Raw genomic sequence first — 20,868 nt, 5'->3', positions numbered from 1 at the left:
GTCCATGCACGCGCTTCTTGACGTATCCGGCCTGCGGAAGGTCTACGAGGGATCCGGGCGGCGGGTCGAGGCGGTGCGCGACCTGACCTTCACCGTCGACGAGGGTGAACTCGTGTGCCTGGTCGGCCCGTCGGGCTGCGGCAAGACGACCCTGCTGAAATGCATGGGCGGGCTGCTCGCCCCGACCTCCGGCGCGGTGCTGCTGGAGGGGAAACGGGTGACCGGGCCGCCGCCCGGGATGGCGTTCGTGTTCCAGGAGTACGGTCGCAGCCTCTTCCCGTGGAAACGGGTGGGCGAGAACGTCGAACTGCCGCTGAGGCAGAAGGGACTGGACCGGGCGCGGCGGCGGGAGCTGGTCGCCGACGCGCTGGCGTCGGTGGGGCTCGCGGACGCCGCCGGCGCCTATCCGTGGCAGCTGTCGGGCGGGATGCAGCAACGCGTGGCGATCGCCCGGGCGCTCGCCTACGAGCCCCGGGTGCTCCTGATGGACGAGCCGTTCGCGGCGGTGGACGCGCAGACCCGGGCCGATCTGGAGGATCTGGTGCGGGGGCTGTGGCGGGAGCGCGGCATCACGATCCTCTTCGTCACGCACGACATCGACGAGGCCGTCTACCTGGGCGAGCGGGTGCTCGTGCTCTCCGCCTCCCCCACCGTCGTACAGGAACAGCTGACGGTCGATCTGCCGCGCGAGCGCGACCAGTTGCACACGCGGGTGGCGCCGCGCTTCGCCGAGCTGCGCACCCATGTGTACGAGCAGATCCAGGCGGCGAAGCGCGGGCCCGCCCAGGAGGGGCCCGCACGGCTTCGGGACGAACCCCGCGACGAGCCGCTGCGAAAGGTGACCGGGGCGGGTTCCTGACCGAGGCGCCGTCGGCGACCTGAACGCCGACGGTGCCCGGTCAGACCCGGGGGGCGGGGACCACGCTGAGGTGGCTCGCGGTGCGGCGCGCGGTGCGGGCCTTACGGGGGGCGGGTGCGGTGCGGGGCTCGCGCAGGATCATCGTCAGCCGGGCGTAGCCCATGTCCTGGAGGGTCCTCGGGGTGTCGCAGACGATCCGGCACTCGGTGACGCCGCGGCGCGGGTCGGGGTGCAGCAGCGGGCGGATCGCCCCGTCGTGCTCCACGGCCCCCTCGCCGACCGCGCGGATCCAGTGCGGCAGGCCCTGCCGGTAGGCGGCCTCCATCAGCGGATCCTGGGCGATCTCCCGGCGGATCGCCTGGAGCCCGTGGTCATGGCCGTGGCGCTCCAGGGCCGCGGCGAAGCGGGCCAGCATCGGCAGGCACCAGCTGGACTCGTGGTCGCCGAGCAGGGTGGCCGCGTCGGGGTGGAAGAGGACGAACCGCAGGAAGTTGTCGCCGGGCAAGGCCGTCGGATGCGGGCTCACACCCTGGAAAAGTGTCTCGAAAGCGGTGTTGGCGAGGACCACGTCGCAGCGGTGGTCCAGCACGACGGACGGGAAGGGAACGGCTTCGAGGTACCCGGCGTAGTCCTGGAGGTAGGCCTGCGCTTCAAGACTCTCGGGGACGGGCCGCGGTGCGGACCGCTGCCCTCCTGCCTGATACGCCATCGGGCGGTCACCCCTCTTGCCTCTGCGGCCTTCACGCGGCTTGCCGATCCTGCTGCCCGGACGCGAGTCGTGTCAACTATCGTGGCATTCCGTGCTCGTTGACGGCTGAAATTGGCCACAGTTGTGGCGAGACCTGGATGTGAGTTCGAAAGACCCGTTACTCTCCACGCAGTTCACGGCGCCCGTCTGTGCCTGTGAGAGGGACGTGAGAGACGTAGGAGACCTGTCGGTGTCGGATGGCTTCGAGGTTCCGGGCGCCACCGCGACGGTACTGCCGTCGGCCGTCGTCGCCCGTGTCGCCGCACTCGCCGAACGGCTCGGCGTGGCCCATGCGGAGGTCTTCGACACCCGGCGGCTGTCCGTCGCCTCCGGTGTCCCCGAGCCGGTGGTCAAGGCTCTGCTGAGCGGCCGCCCGGCCGGCGAGCCCGACGTCCAGGCACGTTTCCTGCAGCGCCTGGACCTGCTGCGCCGCACCCGGCTGAAGCCCAACGGGCGCAAGTACACCCAGCAGGAGATCGCCGACGGCGCCGGCATGTCGCGGCAGCAGGCGGGCGCCCTCATCAACGGCGACCGCCGCCCCACCATGGAGCACTGCGACGCCATCCAGCGGTTCTTCCGGGTGCACGCCGGCTTCCTCACGGCCGAGGACCCCGAGGCCCTGATGGGCACCCTCCAGCACACCGAGCAGGAGCTGCTCCAGAAACTCGCCGCGCGCGAGGCGGCCGCGGCCGCCGAGGACCCGCTGGAAAGACTGTTGCAGGACCACGGCGTGCGCGGGATCGCCTGGCGGGCCGCACAGCTGCCCACGGACCAGCACCGCGACAAGGTCGCCGAGTGGCTGGACATGCTCCTGGAGAGCGTGAAGCGGCCCGAGTCGTGATCCGGGGGAGAACTGTGGGCATCGCGAAGGAAATGCGCCGCCTGTGCGGCGAACTGGTCTCCGAGCTGAACCTGCCGGCCACGGCACCGGCCGACCTGTACACGGGTCTGTGCGACGGGATGAGCAGACGCCGGGGCCGCCCCGTCCACTTCCGCATGGCCGCCTTCCCGGCCGACACGGCCAGCGGGCTCTGGCTCGACATGGCCGACCAGGACCTCGTCGTCATCGAGGAACGCACCGCACCCGACCACCAGTTGGTGATCCTCGGGCACGAGCTGTGGCACATGAAGGCGGGGCACTGCGGCCACCACGTGGGGGGCGCGGCCGTCGCGGCCCGGCTCCTCAACGAGGGGGCGGACCTCCAGGCGACGGTCCTGCGGGTCGCCGCCCGCACCCGGTTCGACCTGGCCGACGAGAAGGAGGCCGAGAGCTTCGGTCTGCTGCTGGCCAGCAAGTGCCGCACACTGCTGCCGGGTTCGTCCGTACGGCGCGGCCGTCGCGACCATCTGGCGGGGCGGATCGAGGCGTCCCTGGGATACCTGGGACCGCAGGGCTGACCCGTACGGCGATCAGGTCGCGCTGCGTTCGCTCGCCTCGCGCAGATCCGTCACGATTCCCTCCCGCACGGCACCGGCCCGGGTCGCCGGGCGGCCCTCGCGCAGGAGCGCCCGCCAGTGGTCACGGCTCCAGTCGGCCGGGGCGGTGGTGCGGGTGAACTCCTCGACCAGGGCGCGGAACCGGGCGGGGTCGCTGTGGAACGGGAAGTGCCCGGCGCCCTCGAAGATCTCCAGCCGGCTGCCCGGCATGGCCGCGTGGGCGCCGTGGGCGTGCCGGACCGGCACCACGCTGTCCCGCTCGCCCCACAGCAGCAGGGTGGGCATGCCGGCGGTCAGGTAGCAGCGGTCGAGCATGGTCACGACCTGGCCGCGCCAGTCGACGACCGCGCGCAGGGTGCGGATGAACGCGTTGCGCGAGGTGTCGTCGGGGAGGGCGTCGACGAGGGTGAGCAACTCCGGCGCGTCCTGGCCCAGGTCGGTGTCCAGGAGCCTCATCAGACCGACGGCGAGACCGACGTGCAGCCGCATGCCGGGCAGCCGCAGCGCGGACAGCGCCAGATGGGCGCCGGGCAGCGACACCAGCCGCAGGGCCGGGTTGACCTCGCGCCCGACGCCGCCGGCGCTGACCAGGATCAGCCGTTCGGTGCGTTCGGGGAACTGGTAGGCGAACTGCATCGCCACTCCCCCGCCGAGCGAGTGCCCGACCAGGGTCGCCGACTCGACGCCGAGCGTACTGAGCAGGTCGCGCAGGCCGTTGGCGTAGGCGGCCACCGAGTAGTCGGCGCGGGGCTTTTCGGAGGCGCCGTGGCCGAGGAGGTCGGGGGCGATGACGGTGTGGGTGCGGGCGAGGTCGGGGATCAGCTCGGCCCAGGTGGCCGAGGAGTCCCCGATGCCGTGGATCAGGACCAGGGCGGGGCCCTCGCCCGCCATGCGGAAAGCACGGCGGTAGCCGTGCACGACCCGGTACTGGAGCTCCAGTTCCCCGTCGCCCACCGGGCGCAGCCGTGCGGCGCGCGCGGGGCGCCGCTGCGGTACGTCGACCACCCGCTCGCCTCCCGTGACCCCTGGCCGTCGGCGGTCGGCCGAAAGCCCTTCGTTCCAGCGTAGGGAGCCTTTCCCCCAGGGGATTTCAAGGAGGTTTCACCTCCGCTAAGCGGGCGAACCGACGTGGGGCGCGGCCGGATTGTCAGTGGTGGGCGGCAAGCTGGGGGGTGCGCCGTCGTGTGGCGGCGTACGCGCCGTCCGGGCGCGTGGGACCGATGCCGACACGGGGAGAGCCGACCGATGCCCACAGCCGTACTGACCGACCGCGAGCGCACCGCCGTCCAGGCCTATCTGCGGCTCCTGCACACGGTCCGGGCCGCCTTCGGCGACGAGACCTCCGGGCCGCCGCACGACCGGCTCCCGCCGATGGTGCCGCCCGCCGTGCTCGCCGAGGCCGACCGCGCCCTGGCGGAGGCGGGCCTCACGGGCAACGAGGAGGAGTTCTTCCGGCTGCTGAACAGCTGGTGCCCCAGAGCGTGACGGTGACCGGCCGCCGGGCCCGAGCGGACCGTGACGGGGGCGTGACCGGCCCGCCGGCGCGCGACCGGCCGGGCGGCCCCCGTCGGGGCGTCACCGCGACGGGGGCCCGTCCCGGTGGGGCTCAGCCGCGGCGGGCTCAGCCGTGGTGGACCGCGATCGCCGTCGCCACCAGGCCGCGTTCCGCCGTCCAGCGGCCGTCGAAGTGGTCCACGCGCCGGCCGTCGACCAGGGGGCCCGGCACGAGGAGGCGGGCCCGGAACGTGCCGGAGGGGCCTGGGTCGGATCCGATGAGCCCGGGGGCGGATCCGGTGGGACCGGGGGCGAGGTCGATGTCGGCCTCGCTGAAGTCCAGCCACTTCCGGGTGAGCGGGAACCACGCCTTGTAGACGGACTCCTTGGCGCTGAACAGGAGCCGGTCCCAGTGCACCTCGGGCCGGTCCGCGGCCAGCCGCCGCAGCCGCTCCTGCTCGGCGGGCAGCGCCACGGCGGACAGCACCCCCTCCGGCAGCGGCGCGTGCGGCTCGGCGTCGATGCCGAGGGAGGCCAGGTCGGCGGCGCGCACCAGCGCGGCCGCACAGTAGCCCTCGCAGTGGGTCATGCTGCCGGTCAGACCGTCCGGCCACCCCGGCGCACCCCGCTCGCCGGGCAGCACGGGCCGCGCGGCCACGCCGAGCTTCTCCATCGCCCGGCGCGCGCAGGCCCGTACGACGGTGAACTCACGGCGGCGTTTTTCGACCGCGCGGGCCACCAGCGCCTCCTCCTCGGGGAAGAGCGGGCTGTCGCCGAACTCGCGCACGCCCTCCTCGCCGAAGGCCTCGACGGCGACCACCGAGGCCGGCAGCAGATCCTCGATCACGGCGCCGCCACCTCCGCCGGCAGGACACGGCGCAGCCGGCCCGGCGGCTGCGGCCGCTTGCGCCACTCGCGCGGGTAGCCGACCGACACCTCCTCGAAGCGGACGCCGTCGTGCCAGGTGGTCCGGGGGATGTGGAGATGGCCGTAGACCATGGCGGCGACCCGGAAGCGGTGGTGCCAGTCCGCGGTCAGGGAGGTGCCGCACCACATGGCGAACTCCGGGTACCACAGGACGTCCATCGGGTGACGGTCCGTCGGGTAGTGGTTGACCAGGACCGTCGGCAGGTCGGCGGGCAGCTCGGCGAGTCTGCGCTCGGTCTCGGCGACCCGCGCCCGGCACCAGGCCTCGCGGGTCGGATAGGGGTCGGGGTGCAGCAGGTACTCGTCGTTGCAGACGATCCCGGTGCCGTGCGCGTACTCCAGCCCCTGTTCCTTGGTCGTGCAGCCGGCCGGGAGGAAGGAGTAGTCGTACAGGAGGAAGAGCGGGGCGACGGCGACCGGGCCGCCGGGGCCCTCCCACACCGGGTAGGGGTCCTCGGGCGTGACCACGCCCAGGTCACGGCAGACGTCGACGAGGTGCTCGTAGCGGGCGACCCCGCGCAGCGTGACGGGGTCGGAGGGGTGGGTCCACAGCTCGTGGTTGCCGGGGGCCCAGATCACCTTCCGGAAACGGCTCGCGAGGGTCTTCAGCGCCCAGCGGATGTCGGCCACGTTCTCCGAGACGTCCCCGGCGACCAGGAGCCAGTCGTCGTCCGTCTCCGGTGCCATCTCCTCGACCAGCGCGCGGTTCTCGGGATAACCGATGTGGAGATCACTGATGGCCAGCAGCTGTCCGGCACCACCGCCGGCCTTCGACGTCACCTTGCGTCCCCCGTTCCGAGCCCTCGAAGACCACCACCACAACACATTCGCCGCCGGGGAACAAGGCGGCGCCGGACCACGGCCCGCGGTCGTCCGGTTACCCACGGGTCAGGTCCTTACCCGACGCCGCGACATTCGTGAACAAGATCAGAAAATCCGTAACACGGGCGTTGCACGCGGCACCCCCGGGAAGCCGTATGATCGCCCCAACACCACCGCCATGGACGTCCCTTCACGCAGGGCGGTTTGGTGACCCTCCACTCCCCCTGCCCGGGCCGGGCCTGCTTCGCCCTGCCCGCGAACCATGAAAGGCGGCCTCGCATGGTCTCTCGCGTACGCGTCTGGCTCAACCGCACGTACGCGGAGAACGTGTTCTTCATGGATCAGCTGCGGCGAAATCCCAGTGATCGCGCCGTCGAGATCCATGCGACGCACGGTGACGCCGACTCCCCCGTGCTGGCCGCCGCCGACACCGCGGACCTGGAGCCCGAGGGCCTGTCCCCCGCCGCGTACGTCGAGTACGCGCTGGACCAGTGCCAGCGCCGCGGCATCGACGTGTTCGTGCCCCGGCTGCACCAGGCGGCGATCGTGGCGCACCGCGCCGACTTCGCGGCGGTCGGTACGGCCCTGCTGGCGCCGACGCCCGAGGCCGTGGCCGTCTTCGAGGACAAGGTGGTCGCCTACGAGGCGGTCCAGGCCATCGGCGTGCCCGTACCGCCGTGGTACCGGGTCCGTACGGCGGACCAACTGGTCGCCGCTGTCGAGGAGTTGGAGGAGGCCGGACACAGGGCGTGCTTCAAGCCGGCGTCCGGCGCGGGCGGCGTGGGCTTCCGCGTGATCACGCGCACCCCCTTCTCGCTGGTGCACCTCAGCGGCTTCCCGACCCCGTACGTCCAGCTGGACCTGGTCGTGGACGCGCTCCAGCGGGCCGAGGAGGGCGTGGACTGGCTGGTCATGCCGCGTCTGGAGCAGCCGGAGGTGTCGGTGGACTGCCTCACCGGTCCCGACAACCACCTGCGGATGGCGATCGGCCGCACCAAGAACGGCCGCCGCCGCGGTTTCACCCTGCACGAGCAGTGGCTGGAGCCGGCCCGGCGGATCGCCGAGGGCTTCGGGCTGCACTACCTGTCCAACATCCAGTTCCGGATGTTCGGCGAGCAGCCGGTCCTGATGGACGTCAACACGCGTCCGGCCGGCGGGCTGCACCAGCTGTCCCTCTGTGGGGTCAACGCCCCTTGGGCTGCCGTGCAGTTGGCGCTGGGCGAGGACCCGGGGCAGGTCGTGCCGCCGTTCCTGGGGCAGGCCTACACGGTGGTGTCGGGGCCGCGGCCGCTGCGTGCGGTGTCGCTGCCGCACCCGCGGGTCGGGGAGACCACGGAGCCGCTGCTGCCGGCCGTGCCCGCGCCCGCCGACCCGGTCGAGTCCGTCCAGGCCGTCCAGGCCGTCCAGGCCGTCGAGTCCGTCAATGCGGCGCCGTCGTCGGCGTCCGCGGCGGAGGCGCTGCCGCTCTGAGTCATCGCGGCGGCGAGCCGCGTCTCCACCTCACCGGTATGGACCAATCTCCGCGCATCACCTTGACAGCGGGATTGGTCCATACCAACTTTGTTGCGCACCCTCTTGCACACCTCTCTGCACTCCCGAACACCCCACATCTTCAGGGAGATCGCGTGCGCACCACATTCCTCCGGCGTTCCAGACGCCGTCTCCTCGCCCTGCTCGGCACCGCCGCTCTCGCCCTCGCCGGAGCGGTCGCCCTCCCCGGCACCGCCCAGGCGGCCAACGTCCTCACCAACCCCGGCTTCGAGTCGGGCGCGCTGTCGCCCTGGTCCTGCTCCGGCAACCTCGGCTCGATCGTCTCCTCCCCGGTGCACGGCGGCTCCAAAGCCCTTGCGGGGGCGGTGAGTTCGAGCGACATCGCCAAGTGCTCCCAGACCGTCCCGGTACAGCCGAACACGGCGTACGCCCTGAGCGGCTGGGTCCGGGGCAGCTATGTGTACCTCGGCGTCGACGGCGGTGCCTCCACCTGGGTGTCGTCGCCGTCGGCGTACAGCCGGCTGTCGGTGTCCTTCACCACCGGAGCCGCGCAGACCAGTGCCACGATCTACGTGCACGGCTGGTACGCCCAGGGCACCTACCAGGCCGACGACATCAGCCTGGACGGGCCGGGCGGCGGCGGCTCGGACACCCAGGCGCCGAGCGCGCCCACCGGGCTGACCTCGACCGGCAAGACCTCCTCCAGCGTGTCCCTGTCCTGGAACGCCTCGACGGACAACGTCGGGGTCACCGCGTACGACGTCTACAGCGGCTCGGCGCAGGTGCTGAGCGTCTCCGGGACCTCCGCGACGGTCAGCGGGCTGTCGCCGAGCACGGGATACACGTTCACGGTGCGGGCCCGTGACGCCGCCGGGAACACCTCCGGGGCCTCCAACTCCGTGTCCGTCACGACGAACGCGGGCAGCGGCGGGACCGGGTTCAAGCAGGCCGCGCCCTATCTGTACGAGGGCTGGGGCGACCCGCCGAACGTGTCCACGGTGATGAGCTCGACCGGGATCAAGTGGTTCACGATGGCGTTCGTGCTGGACGGCGGCGGCTGCAACCCGATGTGGGACAGCAGCCGTCCGCTCACCGGTGGGGTCGACCAGAGCGCCATCAACCAGATCCGCTCGGCGGGCGGTGACATCGTGCCGTCGTTCGGCGGCTGGTCGGGCAGCAAGCTCGGCGCCAACTGCTCCTCGGCGAGCGCGCTCGCGGCCGCGCTCCAGAAGGTGATCGACGCCTACTCGCTGAAGGCGATCGACATGGACATCGAGAACACGGACGAATTCGAGAACGAGGCCGTGCAGGCCCGGATCCTCACCGCGCTGAAGACCGTCAAGGCCAACAACCCCGGTCTGAAGACGATCGTCACCTTCGGGACCTCGACCACCGGTCCGACGTACTACGGCAACCGGCTCGTCGAGCAGGCCAAGTCGCTGAACGCCGACATCGACGTGTTCACCATCATGCCGTTCGACTTCGGCGGCGGCGCCGACATGTACGGCAACACGGTCAACGCGACGGAGGGGCTGAAGAACAAGCTGAAGTCCACCTTCGGCTGGGACGACGCCACCGCCTACGCGCACATCGGCATCTCCGGCATGAACGGTCTGTCGGACCAGCAGGAGAACACCACGCCGGCGATCTGGACCCAGATCCGCGACTGGGCCAACTCCCACCACATCGCCCGGCTCGCCTACTGGTCGGTCAACCGCGACCGGCCCTGCCCCGGCGGCGGAGTGACCAGCAACTGCTCGGGCATCAGCCAGAGCACCTGGCAGTTCACCTCGATCACGGCCGGCTTCACCGGCTAGACCGCACCCGAAGGTCCCCCCGGATTCCGGTCCGGGGGGACTTTTTTTCGTGGGGGTGTATCAGGGGCCCGAGGGCGTGCTCTTAAGGGTGTAACCGTGAAGGCCCGCCGGGACATCGGGGGAAGCGACGGGGGAAACCCGGCGGGCCCGCGGGAAGCACGGGGATCCCGGGGGGAAGCACCACCGGGTCAACGGGGGAAGCCGGAGATCATGGGGGATCTCCGGAGCACGGGGGACCGGGTCGGTCGGCCGCTGTCACGGGGAGCGGCCGCCCGCTCGTCCCTCCCCGCCCGGCCGACAGACTTCGTCCGCGGCCGCCGGCCTGCCCCGGACACCGCCCCTCAGCCGGCCGTGTACCCCCAGGCCCGCGCGATCTCCGCCGGCCGCGGCGGGAGTTCCTGTCCCGGATCGGCGACGCGGGCCGGCTGGATGCGCCCCGACCTGATCGTGCGGGACCAGTCGCCCAGCTGCGGCCGGAAGGCGCCGTGGTCGCGGTTGCCGTACTCCAGCATCGTGGGCTCCCACGGCACGCCGAGGTACGCGCACAGGCCCCGGGTCGCACGTTCCGGGTCGGCGGTCAGGTCCTCGTACGTCACCACGTACGCGTCGAGGTTCTGCCGGGCCTCCTCCAGCTTCTCGGCGTGGCCCAGCACTTCGGCGCGGATCGCCGGGTGGTCGGGGTCCTTGCGGCGGTCGGTCAGGGAGGCGATCACCGCGCCGGGGTGGCGCAGCAGCAGGATGTGCCGGGCCTGGGGCCAACATCGGTGCAGCCGGGGCCAGATGAGCGTGTTGGGCGGGGTCTTGTCGACGATGACGTCCTTGCCGCTGCGGACGAGTTCGCGGTGCAGCACCCGGTCCCGGAGCAGATGCTCCAGCTCGGCCCGGTCGAGTTCCAGCGCCTTCATCGCCTCCCCGGTGAAGTCCCGGCTCAGCCGGACGTGCAGGGTGCGCAGATGCATCTCGTGCGGGGCGCGGATCCGGCTGTGGCTGTTGAGCAGCACCCGCAGCAGGGTCGATCCGGAGCGTACGGACGAGAGCACGAACACCGGCGACTGCACGAGCCGCGGCGTGGGCGGGGCGGTGTACGCCACCGGGCCGGCCCCGGGCCCGGAGCGGGGGCCGGGAACGGCGGGTGATGAGAGCCACCGCCGGGCGGGGCTCAGAAGCGGCCCGATCCCCGGTAGAGCTCCAGCTCACCGTCCAGTTCCACGGCGAGCACCGTGGCGTACGGGTCGAGGTCGGCCGCGGCCGGCGGGTCGATCCAGAGCACGCCGACGGCCTCGTGCAGTCCGCCGACCACCCGATGGCCGAGTGCGGTGCCGGTGCCGAGCACCGTGACCCGGCGCACCGGCGTGACCAGGCCCCGCAGACCGATCTCGGCGCGCGGGACGTCGAACACGGTCAGGTAGAGCGTGCGGCCGTCGGCGGAGAGGGTGCTGGGCCCGTAGTGGTGCCCGGCCGGCAGCCCGCGCACCGTCCCGTACACGGCGTCGGCGTGCCGGCGGATCCACTCCCCCAGCCCTTCGAGGCGCTCGACCTGCGGCCGCGGGATGGTGCCGTCCTCCCTGGGGCCGACGTCGAGCAGCAGGTTGCCGCCCCCGCCGATGGTCTCGGTGAAGTAGCGGATGAGCTGGGCGAGCGACTTGTGGTGGTGGTCGTCGTGCCGGTAGCCCCACGAGTCGTTGATGGTGAGGCACAACTCCCATGGCCCGGCGGGCGGTTCGATGGGGGCACCCTGTTCGGGGGTGGCGTAGTCGCCCTCGCTGAGCATGCGCGCGTTGAAGACGACGTCCGGTGCGTACGACCGGACGAGCGCGGCGAGTTCGGGGATCCGCCACTGCTCCTCGCTGCGCTCCCACTCCCCGTCGAACCACATCAGGTCGGGCCGGTGGCGGGAGGCCAGCTCGCGGATCTGGCCGTCGCGGTAGGCGAGGAACCTCTCCCAGGCGTCGAGGTCCTCGCGCTCGGCGGCGACCTCGGAGTACCGGTTGTCCTCCTGCTCCGGCGGCCGGCCCGGCTTGCGGGTCGAGGCGTAGTCGGGGTGGCTCCAGTCGGAGTGCGAGTAGTACAGGCCGACCTTGAGCCCCTCCTCGCGCAGCGCGTCGGCGTACCCGGTGAGGTAGTCGCGCCCCAGTCCGAGGTCGCCGTACTCGGTGTCCCACAGGGCGACGCCGTCGTGGTGACGGCTGGTCAGGACGGCGTACCGGGCGCCCGCACGGGCGAAGAGGGCGGCCCAGGCCTTCGGGTCGTAGCGGGCGCCGGTGAAGCGGTCGAGCTGGGACATGTACCGGTCGTAGGGGACGATGTCGTCGTAGAACGACCAGGACTCCTGCACACCGTCCACGGCGTAGATCCCCCAGTGGACGAAGATTCCCAACTTGGCGTCGGTGAACCAGGGTTGCATGGGCACGGCTGAACTCCTCGACGAAGAAGGTGACTTCGGCCGGGGGCGGGCAGGGTGTCCGTGCCCGCCCCCGGCTCAGGCCCTACCGGCCGCGCCGCAGTCGCAGCGTCAGCACCTGGAAGGGGCGCAGGGCGACGGCGACCGTGCCGTCCTCGGTGACCTCCGCGTCCTCGAGCGGGCGCTCCAGCAGGTCGGTGACCTGGGCTCCGGCCAGCGGGAAGCCGGTGCGCAGAACGCCCTGGGCGCGGCCGCCGCGGGACTCGTACAGCCGGACCACGACATCGCCGGACGTGTCGTCGGCGAGCTTGACCGCCTCGACGGTCACCCCGTCGCCGTCCAAGGAGACCACCGGCTCCGGGGCGCCCGCCGCGTCCGCCACCCGCAGCGGCAGGTTGAGGGCGTAGCCCTCGGCGACCGCGTCCCCGATCGTGGCACCGGGCAGCAGGGAGTAGGTGAAGCGGTGCCGGCCCTGGTCGGCCTCGGGGTCCGGCACGCGCGGGGCGCGGACCAGGCTGAGGGCGACCGTGGTGGTCGTCCCGCCGTCCTCGCGGACCGTGCGGGAGACGTCGTGGCCGTACGTCGAGTCGTTGAGGACCGCGACGCCGTAGCCGGGCTCGGCGATGTGCACCCAGCGGTGGCCGGAGACCTCGAAGCGGGCCGCCTCCCAGGTGGTGTTGGTGTGCGTGGGGCGCTGGACATGGCCGAACTGGATCTCGGCGGAGGAGTGCGCGGCCCGGACGTCCACCGGGAAGCCGGCCTTGAGGATCTTCTCGGCCTCGTGCCAGTCGATCTCGGTCTCGAAGTCGACGCGGGCGCTGCCGGCCCGGACGGTGATCGTCTGGGTGAGCGTCGAGCCCTTGCCGAAGGAACGGGTGACGCGGATCGCGCCGACCAGCGGGTCCTCCTCGACCACCGTCACCGCGTCCGGGTGCAGCAGGTCCGTGAAGCGGTTCTTGTAGTGCTTGTCGATGTCCCAGGCGTCCCAGTAGTTGGGCAGATCGGTGTGGAGGCGGAGCAGGTTGCCGGGGCCCGCCAGGACCTCGCGGTTCGCCCGGAGGTCGTACACGGACGACAGCGTGCCGTCCTCGGCCACCTCGACGCGGACCAGGCCGTTGTCGAGGACCCGGCCCACGGCTGTCACCGGCAGCTCGGGCCGTGCGGCGGCCAGGGGCGCGCTGCCGCTCGCGGGCACCTCCACGTACGCCGGCGCGCCGTCGGCCGTGCGGACCACCTCGGCGCGGTCGTACGGGCCGGTGTTGAAGACCCGGGCGGGGCCGGCGCCCAGGGCCGCGACCGCCTCGGCCGTCAGCTCCTCCAGTTCCCCCGCCACCCGGGCGTACTCGGCCTCGGCCTCGCGGTGCACCCAGGCGATCGACGAGCCCGGCAGGATGTCGTGGAACTGGTGCAGCAGAACCGTCTTCCAGAGCCGGTCGAGCTTGTCGTACGGGTAGCCGTAGTCCGGCGCGTGCAGCGCCGCGGTCGTCGCCCACAGCTCGGCCTCGCGCAGCAGGTGCTCGCTGCGGCGGTTGCCCTGCTTGGTACGGGCCTGGGAGGTGTAGGTGGCGCGGTGCAGCTCCAGGTACAGCTCGCCGACCCAGACCGGGGCGTCCGGGTACTCCTCGCGGGCCTTGGCGAAGAACGTGTCCGGGTGTTCGACGACGACCTTGGGCGAGCCCTCCAGATCGGCGAGCCGGCGCGCGCGTTCCATGATCTCGCGGGTGGGGCCGCCGCCGCCGTCGCCCCAGCCGAAGGGGGCGAGGGAGCGGGTGCCGGCGCCCTTCTCGGAGTAGTTGCGGACCGCGCGGTCCATCTCCTCGCCGCTGAAGCGGGCGTTGTAGGTGTCGATCGGCGGGAAGTGGGTGAAGATGCGGGTGCCGTCGATGCCCTCCCACCAGAAGGTGTGGTGGGGGAACTTGTTGGTCTGGTTCCAGGAGATCTTCTGGGTGAGGAACCAGTCGTTGCCGGCGAGCTTGGCGAGCTGCGGGTAGGCGGCGGTGTAGCCGAAGGAGTCCGGCAGCCAGACGCCCTTGGTCTCGACGCCGAAGTGCTCGATGAAGAACCGCTTGCCGTGGATGAGCTGGCGGGCGATGGCCTCGCCGCCGGGCAGGTTGCCGTCGGCCTCCACCCACATGCCGCCGACCGGCACCCACTGGCCCTTCTTCACCGAGTCCTGGATGCGGGCCCACACGTGCGGGTAGTGGTCGCGCACCCACTCGTACTGCTGGGCCTGGGAGCAGGCGAAGATGAAGTCCTCGTACTCGTCGGCCAGGGACGTGACGTTGGAGAAGGTGCGGGACGTCTTGCGCTTGGTCTCGCGGATCGGCCACAGCCAGGCGGAGTCGATGTGGGCGTGCCCCACACCGGAGATCACGTGCGCGCTGGCGTGGGCGGGCCGGGCCAGGACCGGGGCGAGCACCTCGCGGACGGCCGCGGCGCTGCCGGAGATGTCGTCCAGGTCGACGGTGTCCATGGCCCGGTCGAGGGCGTGCATGATCTCGTGGCGGCGCGGCTCGTGCTCGCCGAGGTGGACCATCAGCTCGCGCAGCACCTGGAGGTCGAGGTCGAGGTGCCAGACGTTCTCGTCGAGGACGGCGAGGTCGGCCCGCTTGAAGGTGTACAGCGGCTTGTCGCCCGCGGTGAGGACGTCGCCGAGCGGGGTCGGCCCCGCGAAGTCGTTCGCGAGGATGTCGGGGTTGGAGGCCGCCTCGACCAGGTAGTCGACGCGCTCGCCGCCCTGCGCCGGGTTGCCGACCGGCACGTACTGGTTGAGCGGGTTGACCGCCTTGAGCGGGGTGCCGTCGGTCAGGTGGACCAGCGCCTCGGCCTGGTTGCCGGGCCAGTCGCCCACGAATCCGAGGTCGATGACGGCCTCGACGCGCCGGCCCGCCCACGCGGCGGGCACCTCGCCGCGCATCCGGAACCAGGTCGTGCCCCAGGGCGGCCCCCAGGGGGTGTCCATGGCGAACGGCCCGTAGGTCGCGGCGGCGGCCTCCTGGAAGGGGACGGGCTCCCCCGGCGCCTGCCAGGCCTCGACCTCGAAGGGAACGGTGGCCGCGTAGATCGCGGGCTTGATGCGCTGGTGGTGGACGCGCTCGACGCGCTCCTCGATCCGGCGGCGTTCGTCGTGCATGAAAGGTCTCCAGTGAGGGAGAGGGCGTGCTGGGGGAAGGCCAGGGGAAAGGCCGAGGGAAAGCGCTTTCCAGTACTGCGCTACTTAAGGTACGCCAGCCCGGGATGGACCTCGGTGTAGCCCTCGACCAGCCGGCGGGCGACGTTCACGGAGTCGACGAGCGGGTGCAGCGCGAAGGCCTTCACCGCCGTCGCGCGGGACCCCGAATCGGCGGCGGCCAGCACCTCGCGCTCCACCGCCTTGACCGCGCACACCAGTCCCGTGGCATGGCCGGGCAGCGGGGAGACGGCCACCGGGTGGGCGCCGTTGGCGTCGACGAGGCAGGGGACCTCGATCACGGCGTCCGCGTCGAGCGCGGAGAGGGTGCCGCCGTTGCGCACGTTCAGGATGAGCGTGGTGCGTTCGTCGCGGGCGATGGCCCGCATCAGGGCGAGGGCGACCTTCTCGTAGCCGCCGGAGAGGTCGTCGGCCTCGCGCTCGCCCGCGCCGGCCGTCTCCCGGTTCTCGGACATGTAGGTGGCCTCGCGCTCGGCGCGGGTGCGGTCCCAGGCGTCCAGGGCCGCCGCGCCGGGGTCGCGCATCTCCTCGTAGAAGCGGGCCTGCTGGCCGGCGAGGAAGGCGCCGCGGGTCTTCTCCGCCTGCTGGTAGGCGCGGACGGCCTCGCGGTTGAAGTAGTAGTAGTGCAGGTACTCGTTGGGGATCGCGCCGAGGGACCGGAGCCAGTCGACGCCGAAGAGCTTGCCCTCCTCGAAGGAGCCGAGCAGGTCGGGGTCGGCGAGCAGGCGCGGCAGTTCGTCGCGGCCGGCGATCCGCAGGCCGCGGACCCAGCCGAGGTGGTTGAGACCGACGTAGTCGATCCACGCCTCCTTCGGGTCCGCGCCGAGCACCCGGGCGATCCGGCGGCCGAGGCCGACCGGCGAGTCGCAGATGCCGATGACCCGGTCGCCGAGGTGGCGGGACATGGCCTCGGTGACGAGACCGGCCGGGTTGGTGAAGTTGATGAGCCAGGCGTCGGGGGCGAGCCGGGCCACCCGCCGGGCGATGTCGACGGCGACCGGGACCGTCCGCAGGCCGTAGGCGATCCCGCCCGCGCCGACCGTCTCCTGGCCGAGGACCCCCTCCGCGAGGGCCACCCGCTCGTCGTTCGCGCGGCCCTCCAGGCCGCCGACCCGGATCGCGGAGAAGACGAAGTCGGCGCCGCGCAGGGCCTCGTCCAGGTCGGTGGTGACCGTCACGGCGGGCGCGCCGGGGACGCGGGCCGCCTGTTCGGCCAGGACCCGCGCGACGGCCCGGAGCCGGCCGTCGTCCAGATCGTGCAGGACGACCTCCGTGACCCGCCCCTCGGCGCGGTCAGTGAGGAGTGCCCCGTACACGAGCGGCACCCGGAACCCGCCGCCGCCCAGAATCGTCAGCTTCACGTCTGCACCTCTCCTGCCACGGTCACCTCGACGCCCGCCTCCTCCAGCGAGGAGCGGGTCACCGGGTCGACCGGCGCGTTCGTCACCACCACGTCCAGGTCCTCGGGACCGCAGACCTTCGCCATGCCCGTACCCGGGAACTTCGCCGCGTCGGCGAGCAGGACGACCTTGTCACCGGCCTTGATCATGGCCCGTTTCACCGGGACCTCGACGACCGTCGTGTCCATCACCTGCCCGCCGGGACGCACTCCACTGGTGCCGAGGAAGAGCCAGTCCGCGTGGAGCTGGCGCAGATTGTCCTCGGTGAGGAAGCCGACCAGGGAGCGGTACTCGCGGCGGACCATGCCGCCGAGCAGCACCAGCTCGATGCCCTCGTCGTCGGCCAGTTCCTCGTAGACCACCAGGTTGCTGGTGATCACGGTGAGCCGGCGCCCGTGCAGCTGGCGGGCCAGCCGGTAGGCGGTGGTGCCGATGTCGAGCAGCACCGACTGGCCGTCCGCGACCATCGCCGCCGCGTGCGCGGCTATGGCGTCCTTCTCGGCCACCCGCACCTCGGCGACCTCGGCGAAGGGCTGGTCGCCCTCGTCGGCGACGGCGCCGCCGTGGACGCGGGTCAGCAGGCCGTCCTCCTCGAGTTTGACCAGGTCACGCCTGATCGTGGCCGGGCTCACACCCAGCCGTTCGGAGAGATCGGTCACGGCCGCGGGACCGCCGGAGCGCAGGGCCCGCAGGATGAGTTGATGTCGTCGTTCTGCCAGCACACCATGAACACTACTCGTCATCTTCAATCATTTCTATGCTCGCTTCTGCTCGGGTATTGACCAATCGCAACGGGCGGCGCACGATTCCGGTCACGAAATGAAGAGTTTTGACGAGCTGCTCCGGCAGGCACGGGCTCTTCGGACGAGAGGAGTGCGCTCGTGGACGACGACCGGCCCGATGTGCTGCTGACCGGGCTGCTCTTCTACGACCTCGTCCTCACGGGACTGGGCAAACCGCCCACACCGGGCGAGGAGGTCTGGACGGCCGGCATGGGCTGCGGCCCCGGCGGCATCGCCAACCTGGCGGTGGCCGCCTCCCGCTTCGGCCTGCGGACGTCCCTCGCCACCGTGTTCGGCGACGACTTCTACGGCGGCCACTGCCACGAGGTGCTGGCCGGCCAGGAGGGCGTCGACCTCTCGCTCTCCCGGGTCGCGGACGGGTGGCCCACCCCGGTCACCGTCGCCCTCGCGCACGGCACCGACCGGGCCCTGGTCACCCACGGCCAGGAACCCCCGTACGGGCAGGACGCGCTGATGGGCGATCCGCCCGAGGCGCGCACGGCCCTCGTCCACCTGGAGGCCGAGCCGCAGGGCTGGCTCGCCAAGGCCGCCGCGAACGGCACCCGGATCTTCGCGGACGTCGGCTGGGACCCCACGCAGCGGTGGTCCACCGACCTCCTCGACCAGCTCGCCCTGTGCCACGCCTTCCTCCCCAACGAGGCCGAGGCGATGGCCTACACCCGCACCGACAGCGCGGTCGCGGCCCTCGGCACGCTCTCCGAACTGGTGCCGGTCGCCGTGGTGACCCGGGGCGGGGACGGCGCGGTCGCCGTCGACCAGATCACCGGGGAGTACGCGGACGTCCCGGCCCTCGACATCGATGTCCTGGACGCGACGGGTGCCGGTGACGTCTTCGGCGCGAGCTTCGTCGCGGCCTCCCTCGGCGGCTGGCCGCTGGAGGAGCGGCTGCGCTTCGCCGTCCTGGCGGCCGGCCTCTCCGTACGGCACCACGGCGGCGCGCTGGCGGCGCCCGGCTGGCACGGCGTCGACCGGTGGTGGCGCTCGCTCACCGATCCCCCGCTGCGGCGGAGTTACGGCTTCCTCGCCGACCGCATCCCGGCCGACCCCGGACCACCGGTCCGGTACGCACCGGTCACCCCACCCGCCCCGCGGCGCTGACCACCCCCTCCTGCCCCCGTCCCCTCCCGCCCCGGGCCACCTGCTCCCCACTCCCACTCCCCCGGCGGCGCCGACCCCCTCCCCCCACGTACTCATGCGAAGTCCCGAACAGATCCGAAAGGCGGTGGGAGCTGTGCGGCTCTCACGAAGAGGCCTGCTCCGCGCGGGCCTGGCCGGTACGGCCGCCACGGCGCTCGGCGGCCTGGCGTCCGGCTGCGCGGTTCCGGCCGGTTCCACCGGCCGGAACATGGTCCTGTGGTACTGGGACGGCGGCCTGGGCGACACGGTCGTCGAGAAGGCCAGGGCCCGCTACGGCGACAGGGTCGACCTGGATGCCATCAAGATCGGCGGCTACTACCGCTCGAAGCTGATCACCACCATGGCCGGCCGGGCCCACGTCCCCGACATCGCGGGCCTCAAGGGCGAGGACATGGCGTCCTACCTTCCCAACGCGGACCAGTTCGTGGACCTGCGGACGCTGGGCGCGGAGAAGTACCGCAGCCGGTACCTGTCGTGGAAGTGGGATCAGGGCATCGCCGACGACGGCACGATGGTCGGCTTCCCGATCGACTGCGGTCCGGTCGCGCACTACTACCAGTACGAGGTCTTCCGCAAGGCCGGCCTGCCGTACGAGCCCGACGACGTGTCGGCGGGGATGAACACCTGGGAGAAGTTCTTCGCGGCCGGGGAGCAGTTGCGCCGGCGCCTTCCGGGGACCTATCTGCTCACCGACATCAACGTGGTCTTCGAGAACGTGGTGCAGCAGGGCAGCAGGCGTTACGTCGACAAGGACCGCCGTTTCATCGGCGACCAGGAGCATGTACGCGACGCCTGGGCCCTGGCCGTGGAGGCGAAGCGGCGCAACATCGTCTCCGACCTGGTGAGCGGCACTCCTGACCAGCTCTCCGCCGTCCAGGACGGCAAGCTGCCCAGCCAGCTCAACGCCTCCTGGAACACCGGCGACCTCAAGAACGGCGTACCGAAGACCAAGGGCCGCTGGCGGGTGGCCCAGATGCCGGTTCGGCCCTCCAACAACGGCGGGTCGTTCCTGTCGATCACCAAGGCCTGCCGCGAGCCCGAACAGGCCTTCGAGATCATCACGTGGATCCTCGACGCGCAGAACCAGGCACAGGGCTTCGTGGACGCGGGTCTGTTCCCCTCCACCCCCGCCTCCTACGGCCTCAAGACGCTCCGCGAGCCCGACCCGTTCTTCGGCGGGCAGGTCACGATGGACGTCTTCGGGCCCGCCGCGCAGAAGATCACGGTCGCCTACAACAGCCCGTACGACGTGGCGCTCGGGCAGCCCCTCAAGGACGAGATCAAGAACGTCGGCGTCCTCGGCAAGGACCCGGAGAAGGCCTGGAGTGACGCCATGAGCAAGTGCCGCCGCATCGCGCAGCACCTGGGGGTGAGCCACTGATGGCCACCACACTGGAGACACCCCCGGCGGCCACCCGCCGGCCGGCGGCCCCGCAGCCCAGGAAGGGCCTGCGCAGGTACTGGCACCTGTATGCCGCGATCTCCCCCTTCTACCTCCTCTTCCTCTGCTTCGGCCTGATCCCGGTCGGCTTCTCGCTCTACGTCTCCCTGCACCGCTGGGACGGGCTCGGCACGATGGAGTGGGCGGGGCTGTCGCAGTACCGGTACCTGCTGGGCGACACCGACTTCTGGAGCTCGGTCGGGAACACGATCGTCATCTGGGCCCTGGCCACCTTCCCCATGATCTTCCTGGCGATGGTGACGGCGGTCATGCTCAACTCGGCGGTCCGCTTCAAGAACGTCTACCGCTTCGCCTACTTCCTGCCGAACGTCACCTCGGTGGTCGCCGTCGCGATCATCTTCGGCTCGGTGTTCTCCACCAACTTCGGCCTGGTGAACGCCCTGTTGCAGGCCGTGGGCATCGACCAGATCGCCTGGCTGAACACGCCGTGGGGCATCAAGGTCGCCATCGCCACGCTGATGACCTGGCAGTGGACCGGCTACAACGCGATCATCTTCCTCGCCGGACTCCAGACCGTCCCCGGCGAGCTGTACGAGGCGGCCCGGATGGACGGGGCCGGTCCCGTGCAGACCTTCTTCCGGATCACGCTGCCGATGATGCGGCCGGTGCTGCTGTTCGTGCTCGTGGTGTCCACGGTCACCGGCCTCCAGAGCTTCTCGGAACCGCAGGTGCTGCTCCAGACGACCGCCAACGACTCGACGTTCTCGGGCGGTCCGGGCCACGCCGGCCGGACGATGGTCCTCTACTTCTTCCAGCAGACCTTCGACAACAACGACTTCGGCTACGGCGCCGCCGTGGCGTGGGGCATCTTCCTCGTCGTCATCCTCTTCTCGATCATCAACTGGCGCCTGGTGCAGCGCCGGGGCGAAGACTAGGGAGG

At 71.7% G+C, this 20,868-nt stretch carries 17 protein-coding genes and 1 pseudogene; 9 read left to right on the top strand and 9 right to left on the bottom strand.

Features of this window, described 5'->3' with window-relative positions; translation table 11 throughout:
• Positions 1-4 precede the first annotated feature (4 nt).
• Complete coding sequence (locus IE275_RS34420; RefSeq protein ID WP_229870890.1) at positions 5-859, top strand: ABC transporter ATP-binding protein; 855 nt, start codon at positions 5-7, stop codon at positions 857-859.
• Between the two features lie 40 nt (positions 860-899).
• On the opposite strand, the gene IE275_RS34415 is transcribed toward IE275_RS34420, so the two are convergent.
• The gene (locus IE275_RS34415) at positions 900-1,568 is read right to left on the bottom strand and encodes an MmyB family transcriptional regulator (RefSeq protein ID WP_189716520.1); all 669 of its coding nucleotides are present in this window, start codon (positions 1,566-1,568) and stop codon (positions 900-902) included.
• Positions 1,569-1,797: 229 nt separating this feature from the next.
• Between IE275_RS34415 and IE275_RS34410 the strand changes: the two genes are divergently transcribed.
• Positions 1,798-2,448, top strand: coding sequence for a helix-turn-helix domain-containing protein (locus tag IE275_RS34410; RefSeq protein WP_189716518.1), 651 nt, complete (start codon positions 1,798-1,800; stop codon positions 2,446-2,448).
• Between the two features lie 32 nt (positions 2,449-2,480).
• Positions 2,481-3,005 (top strand): toxin-antitoxin system, toxin component, encoded by a 525-nt coding sequence (locus tag IE275_RS34405; RefSeq protein WP_189716619.1) that lies wholly within the window; start codon positions 2,481-2,483, stop codon positions 3,003-3,005.
• A gap of 12 nt (positions 3,006-3,017) precedes the next feature.
• Here the strand turns inward: IE275_RS34405 and IE275_RS34400 are convergent, their stop codons facing one another.
• On the bottom strand, positions 3,018-4,049 hold the full coding sequence (locus IE275_RS34400) for an alpha/beta fold hydrolase (RefSeq protein WP_189716516.1): 1,032 nt from the start codon (positions 4,047-4,049) through the stop codon (positions 3,018-3,020).
• 240 nt (positions 4,050-4,289) lie between these two features.
• Here IE275_RS34400 and IE275_RS34395 point away from each other — a divergent pair, with 240 nt between their 5' ends.
• On the top strand, positions 4,290-4,529 hold the full coding sequence (locus IE275_RS34395) for a hypothetical protein (protein ID WP_189716514.1): 240 nt from the start codon (positions 4,290-4,292) through the stop codon (positions 4,527-4,529).
• 136 nt (positions 4,530-4,665) lie between these two features.
• Here IE275_RS34395 and IE275_RS34390 read toward each other — a convergent pair whose 3' ends face one another.
• Positions 4,666-5,385 carry a 4'-phosphopantetheinyl transferase family protein gene (locus IE275_RS34390; RefSeq protein WP_189716512.1) on the bottom strand — a complete coding sequence of 240 codons (720 nt, stop codon included), beginning with the start codon at positions 5,383-5,385 and terminating at the stop codon, positions 4,666-4,668.
• Positions 5,382-6,245, bottom strand: coding sequence for a metallophosphoesterase family protein (locus IE275_RS34385; RefSeq protein ID WP_189716510.1), 864 nt, complete (start codon positions 6,243-6,245; stop codon positions 5,382-5,384). Before IE275_RS34385 ends, IE275_RS34390 begins: the two co-directional genes overlap by 4 nt.
• A gap of 321 nt (positions 6,246-6,566) precedes the next feature.
• Between IE275_RS34385 and IE275_RS34380 the strand changes: the two genes are divergently transcribed.
• A complete protein-coding gene (locus IE275_RS34380) occupies positions 6,567-7,757 on the top strand; it encodes an ATP-grasp domain-containing protein (RefSeq protein ID WP_189716508.1) in 1,191 nt (396 codons plus the stop codon).
• 155 nt (positions 7,758-7,912) lie between these two features.
• On the top strand, positions 7,913-9,595 hold the full coding sequence (locus IE275_RS34375) for a carbohydrate binding domain-containing protein (RefSeq protein WP_189716506.1): 1,683 nt from the start codon (positions 7,913-7,915) through the stop codon (positions 9,593-9,595).
• Positions 9,596-9,936: 341 nt separating this feature from the next.
• Here the strand turns inward: IE275_RS34375 and IE275_RS34370 are convergent, their stop codons facing one another.
• From IE275_RS34370 to IE275_RS34350, 5 genes and pseudogenes are all read right to left on the bottom strand, one after another.
• Positions 9,937-10,686 carry a sulfotransferase family protein gene (locus IE275_RS34370; protein ID WP_229870888.1) on the bottom strand — a complete coding sequence of 250 codons (750 nt, stop codon included), beginning with the start codon at positions 10,684-10,686 and terminating at the stop codon, positions 9,937-9,939.
• 68 nt (positions 10,687-10,754) lie between these two features.
• A pseudogene (locus IE275_RS34365) lies at positions 10,755-12,017 on the bottom strand (alpha-L-fucosidase); the annotation flags it as partial.
• Between the two features lie 64 nt (positions 12,018-12,081).
• Complete coding sequence (locus IE275_RS34360; protein ID WP_189716503.1) at positions 12,082-15,129, bottom strand: alpha-mannosidase; 3,048 nt, start codon at positions 15,127-15,129, stop codon at positions 12,082-12,084.
• 80 nt (positions 15,130-15,209) lie between these two features.
• Positions 15,210-16,547, bottom strand: a complete 1,338-nt coding sequence (locus IE275_RS34355; protein WP_189716501.1) for a 6-phospho-beta-glucosidase — start codon at positions 16,545-16,547, stop codon at positions 15,210-15,212.
• On the bottom strand, positions 16,544-17,308 hold the full coding sequence (locus IE275_RS34350) for a DeoR/GlpR family DNA-binding transcription regulator (RefSeq protein ID WP_189716499.1): 765 nt from the start codon (positions 17,306-17,308) through the stop codon (positions 16,544-16,546). Before IE275_RS34350 ends, IE275_RS34355 begins: the two co-directional genes overlap by 4 nt.
• 159 nt (positions 17,309-17,467) lie before the next feature.
• Between IE275_RS34350 and IE275_RS34345 the strand changes: the two genes are divergently transcribed.
• From IE275_RS34345 to IE275_RS34335, 3 genes are all read left to right on the top strand, one after another.
• Positions 17,468-18,487 carry a carbohydrate kinase family protein gene (locus IE275_RS34345; protein ID WP_189716497.1) on the top strand — a complete coding sequence of 340 codons (1,020 nt, stop codon included), beginning with the start codon at positions 17,468-17,470 and terminating at the stop codon, positions 18,485-18,487.
• A gap of 133 nt (positions 18,488-18,620) precedes the next feature.
• Positions 18,621-19,907: an ABC transporter substrate-binding protein gene (locus IE275_RS34340; protein WP_189716495.1), complete on the top strand. Its 1,287-nt coding sequence runs from the start codon at positions 18,621-18,623 to the stop codon at positions 19,905-19,907.
• Complete coding sequence (locus IE275_RS34335; RefSeq protein ID WP_189716493.1) at positions 19,907-20,863, top strand: carbohydrate ABC transporter permease; 957 nt, start codon at positions 19,907-19,909, stop codon at positions 20,861-20,863. The genes IE275_RS34340 and IE275_RS34335 overlap by 1 nt, the downstream gene beginning before the upstream one ends.
• Positions 20,864-20,868: the final 5 nt, after the last annotated feature.

This window comes from Streptomyces phaeofaciens (assembly GCF_014648915.1).
Taxonomy (GTDB): domain Bacteria; phylum Actinomycetota; class Actinomycetes; order Streptomycetales; family Streptomycetaceae; genus Streptomyces; species Streptomyces phaeofaciens.
Note: the sequence above shows the minus strand (reverse complement) of the source record. Positions and strands in the feature narration are given on the sequence as shown.

Bases quoted from the DNA above. Each gene is read 5' to 3' on its own strand.
- IE275_RS34420 (WP_229870890.1), top strand. From the start codon at position 5: ATGCACGCGCTTCTTGACGTATCCGGCCTGCGGAAGGTCTACGAGGGA.
- IE275_RS34415 (WP_189716520.1), bottom strand. From the start codon at position 1,568: ATGGCGTATCAGGCAGGAGGGCAGCGGTCCGCACCGCGGCCCGTCCCC.
- IE275_RS34405 (WP_189716619.1), top strand. From the start codon at position 2,481: ATGCGCCGCCTGTGCGGCGAACTGGTCTCCGAGCTGAACCTGCCGGCC.
- IE275_RS34395 (WP_189716514.1), top strand. From the start codon at position 4,290: ATGCCCACAGCCGTACTGACCGACCGCGAGCGCACCGCCGTCCAGGCC.
- IE275_RS34380 (WP_189716508.1), top strand. From the start codon at position 6,567: ATGGTCTCTCGCGTACGCGTCTGGCTCAACCGCACGTACGCGGAGAAC.
- IE275_RS34360 (WP_189716503.1), bottom strand. From the start codon at position 15,129: ATGCACGACGAACGCCGCCGGATCGAGGAGCGCGTCGAGCGCGTCCAC.
- IE275_RS34335 (WP_189716493.1), top strand. From the start codon at position 19,907: ATGGCCACCACACTGGAGACACCCCCGGCGGCCACCCGCCGGCCGGCG.